Raw genomic sequence first — 17,700 nt, forward strand, 5'->3', positions numbered from 1 at the left:
GCCCGGGCAGGAGCGGCGGTCGGTCGTAATGCCGGGCCTCGACGACGTTGCCGTCCAGGTCGTGGAAGCAGAAGTCGTGCTGGGCCTTCCCGCGGGCGCCGAAGGAGCCGTGGCCGATGTCGGTCATGGGGACGCCGTGCTCGGCGAGGCGCGCGCAAGGCGTCGAACGCGTCGGACGGCAGGCACAGACAGATGTGGTTCGCCGGGTGGCCGGCCGAGCCGGGGGGCACCGGCATGCGTGCGGCGAGGGTATGCGGTGCGAGGTCGAAGATCGTCTCCTCGTCGACACGTACGGAGGGGAAGGACACCTCTCCCGCGGTGAACTCGGCGACCTTCAAAGGCTCCAGGCCGAGCATCCGCTCGTAGAAGTCGGCCGGGCGACCGGGTCGGCGACCCAGAGGACGACATGGTCCAGACGTGCCGTGTGATTCGTCATGCGGCTCAGGCTGGTGGCGTCCGGCACGGGCGGAAAGCGTTTATCCGGGTGTGCCGCCCGCCAGAGATGAGGGAAGACCGACGGACAGGAGGCAGGCGCGTGGTGCTGGTGGTGTCGGAAGAGGTCCGTGAGGCGCTCGGCGCGGGCCGGGCAGTGGTGGCCCTGGAGTCCACAATCATCGCGCACGGGCTGCCGCGCCCGCGCAACCTCCAGGTGGCGCTGGAGCTGGAAGAGGCGGTACGGCACGAGGGTGCCGTACCCGCGACCATCGCGGTTCTGGACGGGCAGCCCCATGTCGGCCTGGCCAAGGACCAGTTGGAGCGGATCGCCAACGAGGACGGGATCCGCAAGCTGGGCCACCGCGACCTGCCGCTCGCCGTGGCGGCGGGGGCGAGCGGGGCGACCACCGTGTCGGCGACGGCGCAGCTGGCGGCGCTGGCCGGCATCCGGGTGTTCGCGACGGGCGGTCTCGGCGGGGTGCACCGGGAGTGGTCGGTGACCCAGGACGAGTCCGCCGATCTGGGTCTGCTGGCGCGCACCCGGATCACGGTGGTATGTGCGGGCGTGAAGTCGATCCTGGACGTGCCGGCGACCCTGCAGCGTCTGGAGACCCTGGGTGTGGCGGTGGCCGGTTACGGCACGGAGCGCTTCCCGGGCTTCTATCTGTCCGACTCCGGTTACCCGGTCGACTGGACGCTGGAGACTCCGGTACAGGTCGCGGAGGTCATGCGGGCGCAGGACGCGCTCGACGCGGCGGACACGTCCCTGATCGTCGCGAATCCGGTCCCGGAGGCGGAGCAGCTCGATCCCGCACTGCACGCGCGTGTGCTCGCCGACGCGCTGCAGGCGTGCGCCGAAGAGGGGATCACCGGTCAGGGGGTCACGCCGTTCCTGCTCGACTATCTGGTCCGGCACACGGACGGCGCCTCACTGGAGGCCAACCTGGCGGCCGTGCGTGGCAACGTACGGCTGGCGGCGCGGATCGCGTCGGCGTGGACCAGGAGGTGAGGACTGGCGGAGAGGGCGCGCTGCTGGTCGTCGGGGACGTCGTCACCGATGTCGTCGCGCGGCACCGGGGACCACTCGCGGCCGGCACGGACACGGCCGCCGTGATCCGGACCGTGCCCGGCGGAGCGGGCGCCAACGTGGCCTGCTGGGCCGCCCGTACGGGCTGTGCGGATGTACGGCTGCTGGGGCGGGTCGGTGCGGACGCGGCAGAGTGGCACCGGCGGGAGCTGGTCGCGGCCGGGGTGCGGCCACAGCTCGTGGTGGACCCCGAGGCCGCAACGGGGATGGTCGTCTGCCTGGTCGACAACGGCGACTCGGCCGAGCGCACCTTTCTCACGGACAGCGGGGCGTCGCTGCGGCTGGAGCCCGCCGACTGGTCGGACGCGTTGCTCGACGGGGTCGCCCGGCTGCACCTTTCGGGTTATCTGCTGTTCTCCGAGCCGAGCCGGGCACTGGTGGCGGTGGCCCTGGCGTCGGCACGCGCGCGTGGCGTGCCGGTGAGCCTGGATCCGGCGTCGGCCGGGTTCCTCGTGGCGCTGGGCGTGGACCGCTTCCTGGCGCTCGTCGAAGGCGTGGACGTCCTCCTGCCGAGCCGGGACGAGGCCTGTCTGCTGACGGGGCTGACCGATCCTGCCGACGCGGCGGCCGAGTTGAGCCGCCGTGTGCCGCTGGTGGTGGCCAAGGCGGGGGCTGACGGCGCGCTGGTCGCCGAGGCGGGTGGCGTCCTCGCGCGGGTCCCGGCCGAACCGGCGACGCCCCGGGACACCACGGGCGCCGGTGACGCCTTCACCGGGGCGTTCCTCGCCGCGCTGGTAGCCGGCGCGGATCCCGGGGAAGCGGCGGCGCGGGGCTGCCGGGCGGGCGCGAGGGCGGTGGAACGTGTGGGCGCCAGACCGCCCGTCCACGGCTGACACGACACCAGGGCCGGAAGCGGCAGGGCCGGCGCCCTGTCCGGTGGGCCTACTCCTTGTGGCCCCATGCCGAGATCATCGGGGCCGTGGCGAGGTCCATGCTCCCCGCCGCCACGTTGGCGAGGTGCTGGTCGATCTCCCCGTCGGTGGCCAGACCCGCGGTGACGAGCCGGCCGCGGATCTGCCGGACCGTCGCGGACTCCAGGGCGGTGCAGGCGGGCGAGGCGACGGGGAAGTAGGCGTCGGCCTCCACCTGGTGCAGCCCGGCCGCCCGGAGCAGCCGCGGGAGTTTGCGCCCGTACGACAGGTCGGCGCCGCGTTCGGCGAGGAGCTTGCGGAAGCCCTGGCGCAGGCGGTTGGCGAGCCGCTGCTCGGGGCCGTACTCGTAGGGGCAGGTCAGCGGCTGGAGGGCGGGGTCGGCGTCCTCGATCAGCAGCCGTCCGCCGGGGCGCAGGGCCTTGATCATGGAGCGCAACGCATGTTCCCGGTCCGGGACATGGACCAGCACGAGCCGGGCGTGCACCAGGTCGAAGCCCTCCCCCGGCGGCTCCTCGGTGCCGACGTCGTGGGTGCGGACCTCGACCGGTGCGTGGGCGGCCGTGGCAAGCAGCGAGGTGTCGATGTCGGTGGCGACGACCTGGCCGGTCGGTCCGACCTTCCCGGCCAGCCAGGAGACCACCGAAGTGCCGCCGGCCCCGACCTCCCAGCAGCGCCGGCCCGGTCCGATACCCAATGCCTCGAGGTGCCGGAAGGTGGTGGGGTCGAAGAGGGCGGCGAAGGCGTCGAAGCGCTGTGCAGCCTCGCTCTGGCGGTTGTCGAGGAGATATCCGTCCGCTTGTGTCATGAAGGGATCATCCCCGTTGCCCGGGTTGTCGGGCACGGCCGACGCTCGGTACGGCCGACGCTCGCGTACGGAGGGAGTACGACCGCCGGACGTGGGGAATTCGTGGCCACCGGCGGGAACAGGCCTCGGGAGCCGAGTTGTCCACAGGCGGGAACCAACCGGAACTCGCTGCTCACACAGGCTTACCCGTGTCTCACACCGGGCTGGCAGACTTGCCCGGCAGGGCGCGAAAGCGTTGCGCGAGGGGATCCAGGCAAGGAGATCCGGATGACGATGGCAGGGAATCTGCGGAAGGTCACAGGGCTGGGCAGGGCCGGCGGCCTGCGCAAGGTGGCGCGGCTGGCCCGGCGGCGGCCCCGCGTCGACCTCAACCATCACGCACGGTCCCCGCTGGGCTCCTCGGTGGTCAACTGCGTGACGTACGAGGCCGGAGCGCGGGTCCCCGAGTGCAGTGATCTCTACTCGGCAGTGGAGCGGGTACGCAAGAAGGGCGAGGGGTTCGTCTGGCTGGGGCTGCACGAGCCGACGGACAGCGAGTTCGCGGGCATCGCCGAGTTGTTCGACCTGCACCCGCTGGCCGTGGAGGACGCGGTCGAGGCCCATCAGCGCCCCAAGGTGGAGCGGTACGGCGAGACGCTCTTCGCGGTGTTCAAGACGGTCTGCTACGTCGAGCACGAGAAGCTGACGGCAACCAGTGAGGTGGTGAACACGGGCGAGATCATGGTGTTCGTCGGCGAGGACTTCGTGATCACGGTGCGGCACGGCCGGCACGGTTCGCTGGGGCCGCTGCGCGAGGAACTGGAGGCGAACCCGAACCAGCTCGCCAAGGGCCCCGCGGCGGTGCTGCACGCGCTCGCGGACCATGTGGTCGACGACTATCTGAACGTCACGGACGCGGTGCAGGCCGATATCGACCAGGTCGAGGCGGACGTGTTCGCGGAGAACGGCGCACGAGCCGACCCGGGGCGGATCTACCAGATGAAGCGTGAACTCCTGGAGCTGAAGCGGGCGGTGGTGCCGCTGGGCAGGCCCATGGAGGAGCTGACCACCCGGCCGATACGGGTGATCGCCCCGGAGATACAGGCCTACTTCCGGGACGTGCTCGACCATCTGATGCGGGCCAAGGAACAGATCGCGTCCTTCGACGAACTGCTCAACTCCATTCTCCAGGCGCATCTGGCGCAGGTGACGGTCGCCCAGAACGAGGACATGCGGAAGATCACGGCGTGGGCCGCGGTGATCGCCGTGCCCACGATGGTGTGCGGGGTCTACGGCATGAACTTCGATCACATGCCGGAGCTGCACTGGCGGTTCGGCTACCCGCTCGTCATCGGCGTCATATCCCTGGCCTGTCTGGTGCTGTACCGGGGCTTCCGGCGCAACGGCTGGCTCTGAGCCCCACGACGGGCGGCACCAGGGACCACGGCCCCTGGGCGGCTTCAGGCTGAGAAGGCGATGACCCGGCGCGGGACGACCCTGATGATCACGCGCACCTCGTCGTCCTTCTCCGCGGGCGGGTCGATGCCGAGGTATTTGTGGGAGAGCTCGGACGGGAGCCGCTTGGCCTCGTCCGGGAGGATCTCGGCGGTGCCGCGGATCTCGGCCGAGCGGTAGGGGTCGGCCAGGTCGAAGACGGTGAGGCTGACGCGGGGGTCACGGCGGAGGTTGCGCACCTTCTGGCGACCGTCCGTGGAGGAGAACAGCACGGTGTCGCCCTCGCGTTTGATCCAGACCACCGAGTTCTGCGGGGCACCGTCGGGGCCGAGGGTGGCGACGCTGGCGAAGTTCTTGCCGTCGAGGAGGGCCCGGACGGAGTCGTCGAAAGTGGCGGGGAGGTTCGAGGAGGTCGGCATGCGACCAGACTAGTTACATGCATGCACATATAAAAGCGGTTTGCCGAATCGGCCGATGCGAGCAGGGCGGCAGGGCCTGCCGCGGGACGCTCAGCCGCTCCACGCCGGATGCCGCGGGTCGTCGGCACGGACCAGGACGTCGGCCGTGCCGGCGGGGTCGGTCTCGGCTTCGTAACGCTCGAAGGCGGGCAGGGTCCAGTGCTCGGACTCGGGAGTACGGCGGCGCAGGGCGCCGGGAGACAGCAGGAGGTGGACGGTCAGGTCGAACGGGAACCAGTGCCGCAGCAGCAGCGGCCCATGCAGCAACAGGAGGCCACCGGGAGGGAGTTGGACGTAGGGGCTGCGGGTGGCTCGGTCGGTGGCCGGGTCCCACAGGTCGGGCAGGACACGTCCGGTCCCGCCGGGGTCGAGGGGGCCGAAGACCTCCCGCCACAGGGCGTTGGTGTCGAACCAGCCGCCGTAGTACGACTCCGCGTCGCGGCGACCGTGCTCCAGACGCAGCGAGGCGGGGCGCAGGAAGCCCTCGGCGCCCACGACGAGCGAAGGCCGGCCCCGCAGGCGCAACGCCTCCGCGACGCGCTCCGCGAGGTCCCCGGGCCGGGCCGCCGGGGCGCCGTCGAGAGCGACACGCGGCCAGGCGCCCCCGTCGGCGGGCTTCAGCTCGGCCAGCCGCTCGGCGAGGCGCTCGGCGAGCCGGTCCCAGGTGATCGCTTCGAGTCGCACGGGGTCATGATGCCGCGCGGCCCGGGCGGCGGCCGTGCCGGGGCCGGGGCACCCCGGTGAGGTTCGCCGTGATGCCCCGGCGCCCCGAGCCGCGGGGCTGGCCGAGGGCGGCCGGGTCGTACTCCCGCTCCTGACCGAACCGCACGTCGTGTGCCCGCCGCCGTACGGACGTGAGATCCCTGGCCCGGAAGGGGAAAGAACCGCATATGACGCGCCTCGCAACTCCCCCTCACCACGGTGGACTTCTGGTGGTGCAGCCTCTTCGGCACAAGCGGTGTGCGGCCTGCCGGCGGGGGCCGTTGTCGATGCTGGTGCTGGAGGACGGGGCGCCGCGGTGCCTGGAGTGTGCCGATCTCGGGCATCTGGTGTTCCTTCCGCGTGGGGACACCGCGCTGACCCGGCGGTCGCGGGAGGAGAGCACGCTGTCGGCGGTGGTGGTGCGGTTCAACCGGCGCAAGAGCCGGTACGAACGGCAGGGCGTCCTCGTCGAGGAGGCCGCACTGGCCCGGGCCGAGGCGCGGTGTCTGGCCGACGCCGAGGCGCGGCGGCGGCGCCGGGCGCGGGACGCGAGGCGGCGGGCGGCGGAGGACGTGCGGTTCACGGAGGCCTTCGCGGCGGAGATCCTGCGCCTGTTCCCGGGCTGCCCGACGGAGCGGGCCCGCGCGATCGCGGCGCACGCGTCGGTGCGGGGCAGCGGGCGAGTGGGGCGGACCAGGGCCGGGCGGGCGCTCACGGAGGGGGCGGTGGTCTCGGCGGTGGTGGCGGGGGTACGGCATGTGGACACGTCGTACGACCAGCTGCTGATGGGCGGGGTGCCGCGGTACGAGGCGCGGCGGCGGATCGCGAGGACGGTGGAGGTGGTGCTGCGGGCATGGGAGGCCGGGGTGGAGATCCGCCTCACCGGCTGACGCCGGGCGGAACAGCCGGCCGGAAGCGGCCGGGCACGGGAGGTGAGCAGGTAGGTAGCCGGGCAGGACGGGCGTGGGCAATGACTCGAATGGCGACGGTGTCCGAGGCGAGGGGCGAGAGTGAGTGTGGTGGTTGTGATCGACGGGCCGTATTACGTACTGGTCCTGCTGGGAGTACTGGGGACCGGGCTGGTGGCGGGGGTGTTCTGCGCGTTCTCGACCTTCGTGATGCGCGGGCTGGCCGCGTTGCCACCGGCACAGGGGGTCGGCGCGATGAACGCGATCAACCGGACCGCGGTGACCCCCGCGTTCATGCTGGTGTTCGCCGGGTCGGCGGTGCTGTGCGCGATGATCGCGGTGGTGACGTTCGTGGTGTGGCCGGACGAGGGGAAGACGGAGCTGCTGCTGGGCAGCGCGCTGTATCTGTCCGGTTCGTTCGGACTGACCCTGGTGGCGAACGTGCCCCGGAACGAGGCGCTGGCCTCGCTGGAGCCGGGCACCCCGGAGGCCGCCTCCTACTGGCCGGCGTATGTGCGCGAGTGGACGCGGTGGAACCATGTGCGCACCCTCGCGTCGGCCGCGGCGGCGGTCGTCTATGTACTGGCCCTGTCCTGAGGGAGGCATAGGAGAAAACCGACACCCGACTGGCCGCCGGCTGGCCGTCAGCTGGCCTCCGGCTGGGGAAGCCCCGGCAGATGGCGCTGACAGCCACTCTGCGGGCACGACCGAGCGGACGTATCGTGGCCGAAAGAGTGCCGCCCGATGACACATGGCCTGGGGCAGTCGCACGCGAGGAAGTCGACCATGGCCGATCCCAAGGGTTTCATGACCACGCCGCGTGAGGAGTGGCCGCGGCGGCCGGTCGAGGAGCGGGTCCGGGACTGGGACGAGGTGTACGTCCCCGGGGCGCTGCTGCCCATCATCAGCAAGCAGGCGGACCGCTGCATGGACTGCGGGGTGCCGTTCTGCCACGACGCGTGTCCGCTGGGCAACCTGATCCCCGAGTGGAACGACCTGGTGTCACGAGAGGACTGGCGGGCGGCGGGCGACCGGCTGCACGCGACGAACAACTTCCCCGAGTTCACGGGGAGGCTGTGTCCGGCGCCGTGCGAGGCGGGGTGCGTGCTCGCCATCAACCAGCCGGCCGTCACGATCAAGAACGTCGAGTGCGCCATCGCCGACCGGGCCTGGGCGGAGGGGTTCGCCTCGCCGCGGCCGCCGGAACGGCTGTCCGGGCGGACCGTGGCGGTGATCGGGTCCGGTCCGACCGGCCTCGCGGCGGCGCAGCAGCTGACCCGGGCCGGCCACACCGTCGCCGTGTACGAGAAGGACGACCGGCTGGGCGGGCTCATGCGGTACGGCATCCCTTCGTTCAAGATGGAGAAACACCATCTGGAGCGGCGGCTGGGGCAGATGCGGGCCGAGGGGACGAAGTTCCGTACTTCGGTGACGGTGGGGCGGGACATCGGGGCGGCGGAGCTGCGGACGCGGTACGACGCGGTGGTGATCGCGACCGGGGCGACGGCGTGGCGGGAACTTCCGGTGCCGGGCCGGGAGTTGGACGGGATACACCAGGCGATGGAGTATCTGCCGCTGTCCAACCGGGTGGGCGAGGGGGATCTGGCCCGGTCGCCGATGTCGGCGGCCGGTAGGCACGTGGTGATCGTGGGCGGGGGTGACACGGGGGCGGACTGTCTGGGGACGGCGGTGCGGGAGCGGGCCGCGTCGGTGACCCAGCTGGACATCTACGCGCAGCCGGGGGCGGAGCGGGACGAGGACGTCGAGCCGTGGCCGACGTATCCGAAGATCTACCGGCTGTCGGCGGCGCACGAGGAGGCGCGGGACCTGGAGACGGCGCCCGACGCGCATGCGGACGCGCGGTTGTTCGCGGCCTCGACGCTCCACTTCACCGGCGACGGGAGCGGGCATGTGCGGTCACTGCACCTGGCGGAGGTGGACGCGGCGCGGCGGCCGGTGCCCGGGACCGGCCGGACGCTGCCCGCCGACATGGTGCTGCTCGCGCTCGGGTTCTCGGGCCCCGACCGGGAGGACGGGCTCATCGACCAGCTGGGGCTGGTGATGGAGCCGCGCGGGACGATCGCCCGGGACGCCGAGTTCACCACGAACGTGCCCGGCGTCTTCGCCGCCGGGGACGCGGCGCGCGGGCAGTCGCTCATCGTCTGGGCGATCGCGGAGGGGCGGGCCGTGGCGGCGGCCGTCGACCGCTATCTGACGGGGAGTTCGCAGCTGCCGGCGCCGATATCACCGTACGACCGGCCGATGACCGTGTAGGTGAGAGCGCGGGATGTGGGACGGCCGCCGTAAGGCGGCGGGTCCTCGGTCCTGTGGAGGAGGCGGGGAGTACTGCCGGAGGAGGAGCGCCGGGCCGTGCTCTCCTCCCGGCTCACGAAATCCCCTCGCGGTGGGCCGGAAAGTGGACTGCGAGCGGCTTGGAGTTCAACGCCGACGGGGTGATGGCGGTAGGAGGCGTGTCGCGGTCGGTCGGGAGTGGGTCGGCGTGGGGCGCCCCCATCCTTCGTTCCGCCGTCAGGCAGGGCCACCCCCGCGCGTCCCCCTGTCGGCGGTCGGTCCTGGAGGGTGTTGATGACTGGTGGACGCGCCCCGGCGCCGGTGGTCGTGGCTCTGACCTGGGCCGAAGAGACCGTTACGGCTTGCGCCCCACCGCCCCGTAGCCGGGAATCACCCCGTCGTCCTGCCCCGGCACCGGCTCGCCCAGTTCCGGATGCCAGTGGTGGACCACCGAGACGCCGGGGTCGACCAGGTCCAGGCCGTCGAAGAAGCGGCCGAACTCCTCCCGGGAGCGCAGCGCCAGGGTGACTCCGGCCGCCTTGAGTTTCGCGGTGGCCGCCGCCGACTCCTCCGGGGTGAAGTCGGCGGTGGCATGGGTCATCGTCAGGTAGCTGCCGGACGGCAGTTCGGCGAGCAGCCGGCCGACCAGCTCGTGCGCCCCGTCCTCGTCGGGGACGAAGTGCAGCAGGGCCACGAGCGACAGCGCGACCGGGCGGTCGAGGTCCAGGACCTCGCGCGCGCCGGCGACGATCACCGCCGGGTCACGCACGTCGGCCTGGAGGTACTCGGTCGCACCCTCGGGCGTGCCGCGCAGCAGGGCGGCCGCGTGGACCAGCACGATCGGGTCGTTGTCGCAGTAGACGACCCGGGTGTCGGGTGCGACGCCCTGCGCGATCTGGTGCAGGTTGGGCTCGGTCGGGATGCCCGTGCCGATGTCCAGGAACTGCCGTACGCCCTGCTCTGCCAGCCACCGGGTGGTGCGGTGCATGAAGGCGCGGTTGACCCGGGCCATCACCGGCACCCGGGGGTCGAGGGCCAGCATCTGCCTGCCCATTTCCTCGTCGACCGGGTAGTTGTCCTTGCCGCCGAGGTACCAGTCGTACATCCGCGCGGGATGCGGCTTGCTGGTGTCGATCACGAGGCACTCCGTAAGCGTCCGACAGGGTCGATGATCAATTCAGCACCATTACAAAGAAGTTGAACAAGAAAAAAACAAGCAGCTTCAGGAGAGCAGGAAGTCGGCCTCCCCCGCTTTGGCGCCCTCGATGAAGGCCGTCATCTCGTCCGTGGTGTAGATCAGCGCCGGTCCGTCGGGGTCGGTCGACTGGCGGAGGGCGATCCGGCCGTCGGCCAGCTTCATCGCCTCCAGGCAGTTGCCGCCGTTGCCGCCGCTCCACGGCTTGTGCCAGCCCTCGCTGCCCAGTTCCCGGGCGGGCATGCCGTTGTAGATCCGCTCGGTGCGGTTCCGCGGCCCGGACTGGGGCTTGATGCGATCCATTCACAGCTCCTTGCGGAGATCCCGGAGGATCTCCTTCGTGCGTTGTGCCGTAGCGGCCTGCGCCGCCATGCGGTCCATGACCTCGAGGTGGGTTGCCACCTCGGTGCGCGCGTCCAGGTAGACGGCGCCGGTCAGGTACTCGCTGTAGACCATGTCCGGCAGTTCGGGCATGGCGAATCGGAACAGCACGAAGGGCCCGTACGTCCCCGGGTGCGGCCCGCTCGTGAACGGGGCGACCTGGAGCGTCACATTGGGCAGCTTCGTGACCTCCAGCAGCCGGTCGATCTGCGCGCGCATCACCTCCGGGCCCCCGACCGGGCGGCGCAGGGCGGTCTCGTCCATCACGGCCCAGAAGCGGGGGGCGTCATCACGGGTGAGCAGATCCTGGCGTTGCATGCGCAGGGCGACATGGCGCTCGATCTCCTCCGGCTGGGTCTGGCCGACGGCTCCCGACTTCAGCACCCCGCGCGCGTAGTCCTCGGTCTGCAGCAGCCCGGGTACGAAGTGCGGCTCGTAGGAGCGGATCAGGCTCGCCGCGCCCTCCAGGCTGACGTACATGGAGAACCAGCCGGGCAGGATGTCGTGGAACCGTTGCCACCAGCCGGGCTGGTTGGCCTCCTCGGCGAGCCGGACGAAGACGTCGGCCTCGTCGTCGGTCACCCCGTATGCCTTCAGGAGCAGTTGGAGGTACGGGATCTTGAGGGCGACCTCGGCCATCTCCATACGGCGGACGGTGGCAGGCGCCACGCGGAGTACACGGGCGGCCTCCTCACGCTTGAGCCCGGCGCGTTCACGCAGGTCAAGGAGGCGCCGACCGAGGACCACCTGGCCCACGGTCGGCGCGGACCGCGGCTCGCTCACGCTCCACCTCCACGAAGTTCCCTGGCCGGAACGCCACTTGCGCTCGTCGGCGGCACGGTCGCCGCCACATACAGGTGTCACCCGGCTACAGGTGTCAGCGGCATGCTGACGGCCCAGCGGCGCCATTCGAAGGCTCATTCGAAGATCTGACGGGGCGACCGGACCGGACAGGGTGACCGAATTGACCGAAAAAACCGGAAACTTCCGGTTCAGTCGCATCGATCGCATTGGCCGGATCGGTCCGTCGGATCCTCACTGATCCCAACTGGCGCCGCTCGACATGCTGTTGCGAGCAGTGTGCCACGGCCCCTGACCGCGTCACACAGCACTCTGCATTTTTCAGAGTGACTCTTGCCAAGTGTTCACGGCGGGGCGATAGTGGCAAGCGTGATTCCGTCCCCGCCCTTAGGAACAGACGCCGCCGCAGACCGTCTCGGTCTCGGCGCTGCCGCGGTTGTCGCCCCTGGTGGGGGCGGTGCCGAGCGCCGGTTCCGGTTCGAGTTGGCCGCTCATCCGGGTTCCCCCGCCCAGGCGAGACGCCTGGTGCGTGCCCGGCTGACCGGCTGGTCGGTCTGCGCGGACACCTGTGACACCGCCGTACTCGTCATATCCGAGTTGGTCACCAACGCGATCGTGCACACCGCGAGCAGTCGCGTCGTGTGCGAGTTGCACGACCACGACGACACGGTGCGCATAGCCGTGCACGACGAGGGCTGTGCACCGGATGAGCCCCACCCGTCCCCACAGCGTCCGGAGGAGGAGCACGGGAGGGGGTTGCTCCTCGTCGAGGCGCTGTGCCAGGCGTGGGGGGCTCAGCAACACGGTCCCGGGCTGCTGGTCTGGGCGGAGCTGCGGCGCCAGACCGATGCCGCCCAGGGCACCGCCGAACCCCGCAACGACCTGGGATGGGGCGCACGCCCCGACCCGGGCTCGTCCCGCGGACCCTCGCGCGACCCGTCGCACGGGCCCGCGCACAGCCCGGTCCACCGTCCCTCGCCCGGTTCCGGGGAAGAGGGGCAGTCGGAGGCCGCGCTGCGCCCGGTGCCCGGGCGGAGGCAACCGTGAACGGCATCCCCGGTGCCGGCCGGTCGCTCGGCCTCGACACCCTGGTCCGGCTGCAACGCGGCCAGCGACCGACGGCGACGGACGATGCCCGACGGCTCCCGGTGCCCGAGGGCATGACGACCCCGCTGGGCTGCGACGCCGTTGCCGTACCGGCGCGTCTCGGGCCGCTGGTGGTACCCCGGCTGCCGCGGGTGGGCTGTGTGTATGCCGACGGCACGCGCTGGTGGTGGATCGTCCCCTCCGACTCCGACTACGCCCTCAGCTGGCCGGCTCCGGCCGACTACAGCCCGGGGGCCCCGCTCCCCGGCGCCGCCCGGCTGATCCACCGCCCCGAGGGCACGGTGCCGTACACCCCGCCGATACCGCTCTACCTCGCCCTGTGCCGGGTGACGGGGACGACACCGGAGTGGTCCCGCCCGCTCAGCGCGTGACCGCCGCGCGGCTTCGGCGGACAGCGGCGCGAGACCGACGGGGGTAACGGCCGGCGGGCACATCGTCGGCCCACCCCCATCCTCACCCCGCACCCCCGGCGCACTCCCCCGTGCCCCGCGAGCCCTGTCGCACGCCCTGCCCGGCGGGCGCCGTGGCCGCGATAGTGGCCGTTCGTCGACGGCCCTGGGGAGGAACTCGGTGACGAAGAGGCGGGACACGGCGGCGTCCGAGGTGTCGGAGTCGGAGCGGCTGCTGTTCGGGGGGCCGCTCCGCTACGACATGGGATGGAACCAGCACGGGGACGCCTTCCTGGAGCTGGACCTCCGCGCGATGCTGACCCGTCTGCCCGGCATGCTCATGTCCAGCCTGCGGCTGGCCCGCCAGGCGGACGCCGGCGCCGCGCGTGTGGTGCTGGCCGCGCAGGTGACCATCGGCGTGACCCAGGCCGTGAGCCTGCTGGCCGTGAACAGCGTGCTGGGCCGGCTGATCGGCACCGGCACCATCGAGGACCGGCTGCGCGGCGCCGCCCCCGCCCTGGTGATCATGGCCGCCGTGATGTTCCTGGCGGCCCTGCTGCGCGCCGCGTCCACCTACGCGACCGGCCGCCTGGAACCCAAGGTCGAGCGGGTGGCGACCGAGATGTACCTGGAGCGCGCGGCGGCCGTCGAGCTCGCCGCGATCGAGGACCACGCCTTCCACAAGCTGCTGGACACCGCGCAGTACGGCGCCTCCTCCGCCCGCCGCATGATCATGTACGGCACGCGCGTGGTGAACGCGATGATCTCGCTGATCGCGGCGGCCGGTGTGCTGACCGTGCTGCACCCGGCCCTGCTGCCGCTGCTGATCACCATGACGATCCCGAGCGCCTGGGGCGCCCTGACCAACGCCCGGCGCCGCTACGAGTCGTTCCACACCTGGGTGCAGCACGCCCGCGCCGGCCACCTGATCAGCGCCCTGCTCACCGAGCCGGAGGCGGCGCCGGAGATCCGGGTGCACGGCGTCGGTCCCTTCCTGCTACGGCACTTCCGGGCGATGTCGGAGACGGCGGAGGCGGAGCAGGCCCGGCTGGCCCGGCTCGCCGCCCGCACCGGCCTGATCGCGGCGGCCTGGACCGGCCTCGCGACCGTCGCCACGTACGCGACGCTGGGCGCGCTGCTGCTGAGCGGGGCGATGGCCCTGTCGGTGGCCGGTACGGCGGTGATCGCGATCCGCACCGGCTCGGCGAGCCTCAACACGCTGGTGCTGGAGATCAACACGCTGCACGAGGAGGCGCTGTTCGTCGGCGACCTGGAGCGGCTGTACGTCGAGGCGGCCGAGCGGGCCATCCCGACCGGCGGCGACCCGCTCCCGGAGGATCCGCGGGAGATCCGCTTCGAGAACGTCACGTTCACCTATCCGGGTGATGCCACCCGACCCGCCCTGGACGACGTCACCCTCGCACTCCCGCTCGGCCGGATCGTCGCCCTGGTCGGCGAGAACGGCTCCGGCAAGACCACCCTGGTCAAGCTGCTGGCCGGGCTGTACCAGCCGGACCGGGGCCGCATCCTGTGGGACGGGGTCGACGCGGCGCGCGCCGACCGGCACCGGCTCGCCGAGCGCATCGCGATGGTGGCCCAGGACTTCAAGCGCTGGCCCTTCACCGCCAAGGTCAACGTGGCCGTCGGCCGCTCGTCGGCGCCGCTCACCGAGGAGCGGCTGACCAGGTCGGTCTCGGAGGCGGGCGCGGAGGAGGTGGTCGAGGACCTGCCGCGCGGCCTGGACACCCTGCTGGCCCGCAACTTCAGCGGCGGGCACGAGTTGTCCGGCGGTCAGTGGCAGCGGCTGGGCATCGCGCGGGCCGCCTACCGGCGCGGGCGCATCCTGATCGTGGACGAGCCGACCGCCGCCCTGGACGCCCGGGCCGAACTGGAGGTCTTCGAGAAGATCCGCGCGCTGGCGGGCAGCGGGCAGACCGTCGTACTGATCACCCACCGACTGGCGTCGGTCCGCCACGCCGATCTGGTGCACGTCCTCGACCAGGGCCGGGTCGTGGAGTCCGGGACCCCCGACGAGCTCCTGGCGAACGGCGGTGTCTACGCGGAGTTGTACGCGCTCCAGGCGGACCAGTTCACGGCCAAGGTGCCCGCCCGGAAGGTGGGTTAGCCCCGGGTTAGCCCTGGGCTCCGTCGCCGCCGCGCACGATGACCAGGAACGTGTCCGTCGCCAGGTCCATCACGACCTCTGCGGGCATGCCTTCGAGTCGCCGCGCGTGCGCGAACTCCTCCGCCGGCCATGATCCTCGCGGTCCGCCTGCGGGAAAGCGTTCGAGCACGGTTCGCCCGTTCACCATCCTGCACCTCCAGAAGTGCGTCGTACTTGTAGGAGTTAACGCTCTGGAGAACACGAATGGCTCGCCCGGTGACGGTACTGAGACATAGCCGACACGTCACCGGCGCGGAGGGTGAGAGTCCGTTGACTTTCGGCCACCTTCGTGACCGCTTGTGTCAGTCCTCGTACTCGTCGTGATAACGAACCCGCTCGCTGCCCGCGGGTACCCGGCCGAGCGCGGTCAGGTCGAGCAGGGAACTGGTCGAGCCGAGTCCGTCGAGGCCACGGTCGTGGGCGGAGTAGGTGTGGAAGACCCGGTCGTGTTCCCGCAGGAAGCAGCTGATGCCGGGCCGTTCGACCGGTTCGTCGTCGACCAGGAGGGTCGCCCCGAAGTCACGGTTGAAGTCGCTGTGGTACGAGGAGTACCAGGGCAGCGTCCAGCCCATCCGCGCCTTGAACGGCAGGATCCTGGTGAACGGCGCCCGGGACACCGCCGCGAACGAGGTGCCGCGCGCCCGCAGATGGGCGAGGTGGCCGATCTGGTCCAGGAACGCGGAGCAGTTGGGACAGCCGGCCTCCCACTCCGGAGCGAACATGAAGTGGTAGACGATCAGTTGGGGCCGCCCGTCGAAGAGGTCGAGCAGGGTGACCTTGCCGTCTCCGCCCTCGAACACGTACTCGGGGTCCGCCTCGACCATCGGGAGCCGGCGCCGCTCGGCGTTGAGCACGTCCCGCGCGCGCGTGAGCGCCTCTTCCTTGAGCAGTAACTCCTCACGCGCGGCACGCCACCGCTCACGCGAGACGATCTCCGGAAGCGACATGGGCCCTCCTGTACGACGGTCGGTTCCGGGTGGTGACCGCCGACGGGAGGAGAACTCATCGGCGCGGTCAAAGATTTTTTTCGGCGTCACCGTCAGGTGTCGTACTCCTGGATGCGTCGGCCCTGACTGCGGTCGACGAGGGCAGGGAGTCGCTCCCCCAGCTCTCTGACGATCGCGGGCACATCGAGGGTGAGCAGCTCGCGGTCGCGCATCAGGACACGGCCGTCGACGATCGTCGTGCGGACGTCGGCTGCGCGGGCGCTATGCACGAGCGTGGCGGCGAGGTCGTGGACGGGCTGGGTGTGCGGCCCGGTGAGGTCGACGAGGACGATGTCGGCGCGGCGGCCGGGGGCGAGACGGCCGATGCGGGTGCCGAGCCCGACGGCCCGTGCGCTCTGCAGGGTGGCGTGGTGCAGGGCCTGCCGGGAGGTCAGCCAGCGCGGATCGCCCTCGCTGGACTTCTGGATCAGCGAGGTGAGCTCCATCGACTCCCATACGTCCAGGGAGTTGTTGGAGGCGGCGCCGTCGGTGGCGAGGCCTACCGGGACGCCGGCGGCGCGCAGGGCCCGCACCGGGGTGGTGGTGGGCCAGCCGAACTTCAGGTAGCCGCGGGGCGCGGTCGCCACCGCGGTGCGGCCACCGGTGCGCTCCAGCAGGGGCAGGTCGCGGTCGAGGATGCCGGTGCCGTGGGCGATGAGCAGCTCGGTGTCGAGGAGCCCGGCGCGGTCCAGGATCTCGATGGGGGTGGCGCCGTGGCGGGCGAGGCTGGTGTCGGTCTGGTCGCGGTTCTCGGCGGCGTGCAGGTGCACGGGCAGTCCGTGGGCACGGGCGAGTTCGGCGGTGGCGGCGAGGTCCGCGTCGGTGACGGTGTACGGGGCGTGCGGGGCGAGGGCGGTGGTGATACGGCCGTCCGCGCCGCCCCGGTGCCGTAGCGCGAACTCCACCGACCGCTCCCGCCCTTCGGGCCCCTGCGAGGAGAAGTACGCCTCGCCCAGGTGGGCCCGCAGCCCGCACTCGGCGACGACGGCGGCGACCGCGTCCATGTGGAAGTAGTGGTCGGCGAAGCAGGTGACCCCGCCCAGGATCATCTCGGCGCAGGCGAGCCGCGCCCCCAACTCCACGTCCCGCTCCGTGAGGTTGGCCTCGACGGGCCAGACGACGTCGTTGAACCACGCCTCGGTCGGCAGGTCCTCGGCGAGTCCGCGCAGCGCGACCATCGGTGCGTGGGTGTGGCAGTTGACGAGCCCCGGCATGGCGACCTGCCCGCGCGCGTCGATCCGCTCCAAGGCGGCGGTCTCGCCCTGTGTTCCCACGGATTCCACGACTCCGTCCCGCACGACGATCGAGGCGTCCTCCAGAAAGACGATCCGTTCCTGTTCGTCGTGGGTGAGCGCAGTACAGCCGGTGATGACGAGATCGGCGGGAGCGGAAGCACGATCAGCGCACGACGAGCCACGATCGACGGGGACGGAACCGCGATCGGCGGACGACGAGCCACGGTCGGCAGGAGCGGAGCCACGGTCGGCAGGCGACGAACCACGATCGGCAGGAGCGGAGCCACGGTCGGCAGGCGACGAACCACGATCGGCAGGAGCGGAGCTCATCGCCCCAACGTAGGGCACGGTCGTCGGGCCGTGTGAGCCGAACCGCGCATCCTGTCCTGCCGCTGTCGCGTACCGGCCCGGACGAGCACGCTGGCCGCACCACCTCCTGGAAGGAGCCG

Annotated in this window: 18 protein-coding genes and 1 pseudogene; 9 read left to right on the forward strand and 10 right to left on the reverse strand. The window is 71.6% G+C overall.

What is annotated here, in order from left to right; translation table 11 throughout:
* Positions 1-22: 22 nt before the first annotated feature.
* Positions 23-436, reverse strand: a pseudogene (locus ACWGJB_RS12000) (VOC family protein); the annotation flags it as partial.
* Positions 437-535: 99 nt separating this feature from the next.
* On the opposite strand from ACWGJB_RS12000, the gene ACWGJB_RS12005 reads away from it, so the two are divergent.
* Positions 536-1,444: a pseudouridine-5'-phosphate glycosidase gene (locus tag ACWGJB_RS12005; RefSeq protein ID WP_453380067.1), complete on the forward strand. Its 909-nt coding sequence runs from the start codon at positions 536-538 to the stop codon at positions 1,442-1,444.
* Positions 1,441-2,355, forward strand: a complete 915-nt coding sequence (locus ACWGJB_RS12010; RefSeq protein WP_453380068.1) for a carbohydrate kinase family protein — start codon at positions 1,441-1,443, stop codon at positions 2,353-2,355. Before ACWGJB_RS12005 ends, ACWGJB_RS12010 begins: the two co-directional genes overlap by 4 nt.
* Positions 2,356-2,404: 49 nt before the next feature.
* Here ACWGJB_RS12010 and ACWGJB_RS12015 read toward each other — a convergent pair whose 3' ends face one another.
* Positions 2,405-3,199 carry a methyltransferase domain-containing protein gene (locus ACWGJB_RS12015; protein ID WP_453380069.1) on the reverse strand — a complete coding sequence of 265 codons (795 nt, stop codon included), beginning with the start codon at positions 3,197-3,199 and terminating at the stop codon, positions 2,405-2,407.
* A 267-nt stretch (positions 3,200-3,466) separates the two neighbouring features.
* On the opposite strand from ACWGJB_RS12015, the gene corA reads away from it, so the two are divergent.
* A complete protein-coding gene (corA, locus tag ACWGJB_RS12020) occupies positions 3,467-4,594 on the forward strand; it encodes a magnesium/cobalt transporter CorA (protein ID WP_453380070.1) in 1,128 nt (375 codons plus the stop codon).
* 44 nt (positions 4,595-4,638) lie between these two features.
* Here corA and ACWGJB_RS12025 read toward each other — a convergent pair whose 3' ends face one another.
* Positions 4,639-5,052 (reverse strand): PPOX class F420-dependent oxidoreductase, encoded by a 414-nt coding sequence (locus ACWGJB_RS12025; protein WP_453380071.1) that lies wholly within the window; start codon positions 5,050-5,052, stop codon positions 4,639-4,641.
* A gap of 90 nt (positions 5,053-5,142) precedes the next feature.
* Complete coding sequence (locus ACWGJB_RS12030; protein ID WP_453380072.1) at positions 5,143-5,775, reverse strand: uridine kinase; 633 nt, start codon at positions 5,773-5,775, stop codon at positions 5,143-5,145.
* A gap of 206 nt (positions 5,776-5,981) precedes the next feature.
* On the opposite strand from ACWGJB_RS12030, the gene ACWGJB_RS12035 reads away from it, so the two are divergent.
* From ACWGJB_RS12035 to ACWGJB_RS12045, 3 genes are all read left to right on the forward strand, one after another.
* Positions 5,982-6,683, forward strand: coding sequence for a DUF2293 domain-containing protein (locus tag ACWGJB_RS12035; protein WP_453380073.1), 702 nt, complete (start codon positions 5,982-5,984; stop codon positions 6,681-6,683).
* 135 nt (positions 6,684-6,818) lie between these two features.
* Positions 6,819-7,298: an anthrone oxygenase family protein gene (locus ACWGJB_RS12040; RefSeq protein ID WP_453380276.1), complete on the forward strand. Its 480-nt coding sequence runs from the start codon at positions 6,819-6,821 to the stop codon at positions 7,296-7,298.
* Between the two features lie 189 nt (positions 7,299-7,487).
* On the forward strand, positions 7,488-8,975 hold the full coding sequence (locus ACWGJB_RS12045) for a glutamate synthase subunit beta (RefSeq protein WP_453380074.1): 1,488 nt from the start codon (positions 7,488-7,490) through the stop codon (positions 8,973-8,975).
* A gap of 373 nt (positions 8,976-9,348) precedes the next feature.
* Here ACWGJB_RS12045 and ACWGJB_RS12050 read toward each other — a convergent pair whose 3' ends face one another.
* From ACWGJB_RS12050 to ACWGJB_RS12060, 3 genes are all read right to left on the reverse strand, one after another.
* Positions 9,349-10,131: an SAM-dependent methyltransferase gene (locus tag ACWGJB_RS12050; protein ID WP_453380075.1), complete on the reverse strand. Its 783-nt coding sequence runs from the start codon at positions 10,129-10,131 to the stop codon at positions 9,349-9,351.
* Positions 10,132-10,215: 84 nt separating this feature from the next.
* Positions 10,216-10,491 (reverse strand): DUF397 domain-containing protein, encoded by a 276-nt coding sequence (locus tag ACWGJB_RS12055; protein ID WP_453380076.1) that lies wholly within the window; start codon positions 10,489-10,491, stop codon positions 10,216-10,218.
* On the reverse strand, positions 10,492-11,352 hold the full coding sequence (locus tag ACWGJB_RS12060; protein WP_453380077.1) for a helix-turn-helix domain-containing protein: 861 nt from the start codon (positions 11,350-11,352) through the stop codon (positions 10,492-10,494). It lies immediately after the preceding gene.
* A gap of 501 nt (positions 11,353-11,853) precedes the next feature.
* Here ACWGJB_RS12060 and ACWGJB_RS12065 point away from each other — a divergent pair.
* The 3 genes from ACWGJB_RS12065 (at position 11,854) to ACWGJB_RS12075 (ending at position 14,991) form a co-directional block, all read left to right on the forward strand.
* Positions 11,854-12,417, forward strand: coding sequence for an ATP-binding protein (locus ACWGJB_RS12065; RefSeq protein ID WP_453380078.1), 564 nt, complete (start codon positions 11,854-11,856; stop codon positions 12,415-12,417).
* Entirely contained in the window at positions 12,414-12,848 is a 435-nt protein-coding gene (locus ACWGJB_RS12070) for a hypothetical protein (protein ID WP_453380079.1), read from the forward strand. Before ACWGJB_RS12065 ends, ACWGJB_RS12070 begins: the two co-directional genes overlap by 4 nt.
* A gap of 280 nt (positions 12,849-13,128) precedes the next feature.
* A complete protein-coding gene (locus ACWGJB_RS12075) occupies positions 13,129-14,991 on the forward strand; it encodes an ABC transporter ATP-binding protein (protein ID WP_453380277.1) in 1,863 nt (620 codons plus the stop codon).
* 7 nt (positions 14,992-14,998) lie between these two features.
* Here ACWGJB_RS12075 and ACWGJB_RS12080 read toward each other — a convergent pair whose 3' ends face one another.
* The 3 genes from ACWGJB_RS12080 to ACWGJB_RS12090 all read right to left on the reverse strand — a co-directional run bounded on the left by ACWGJB_RS12080 (position 14,999) and on the right by ACWGJB_RS12090 (position 17,386).
* Entirely contained in the window at positions 14,999-15,178 is a 180-nt protein-coding gene (locus ACWGJB_RS12080) for a hypothetical protein (RefSeq protein ID WP_362721692.1), read from the reverse strand.
* A 154-nt stretch (positions 15,179-15,332) separates the two neighbouring features.
* Positions 15,333-15,977 (reverse strand): DUF899 domain-containing protein, encoded by a 645-nt coding sequence (locus ACWGJB_RS12085; RefSeq protein ID WP_453380080.1) that lies wholly within the window; start codon positions 15,975-15,977, stop codon positions 15,333-15,335.
* Between the two features lie 92 nt (positions 15,978-16,069).
* Positions 16,070-17,386, reverse strand: coding sequence for an amidohydrolase (locus tag ACWGJB_RS12090; RefSeq protein WP_453380278.1), 1,317 nt, complete (start codon positions 17,384-17,386; stop codon positions 16,070-16,072).
* Positions 17,387-17,700 lie beyond the last annotated feature (314 nt).

The sequence above is a fragment of the Streptomyces sp. NPDC054813 genome, from assembly GCF_053611365.1.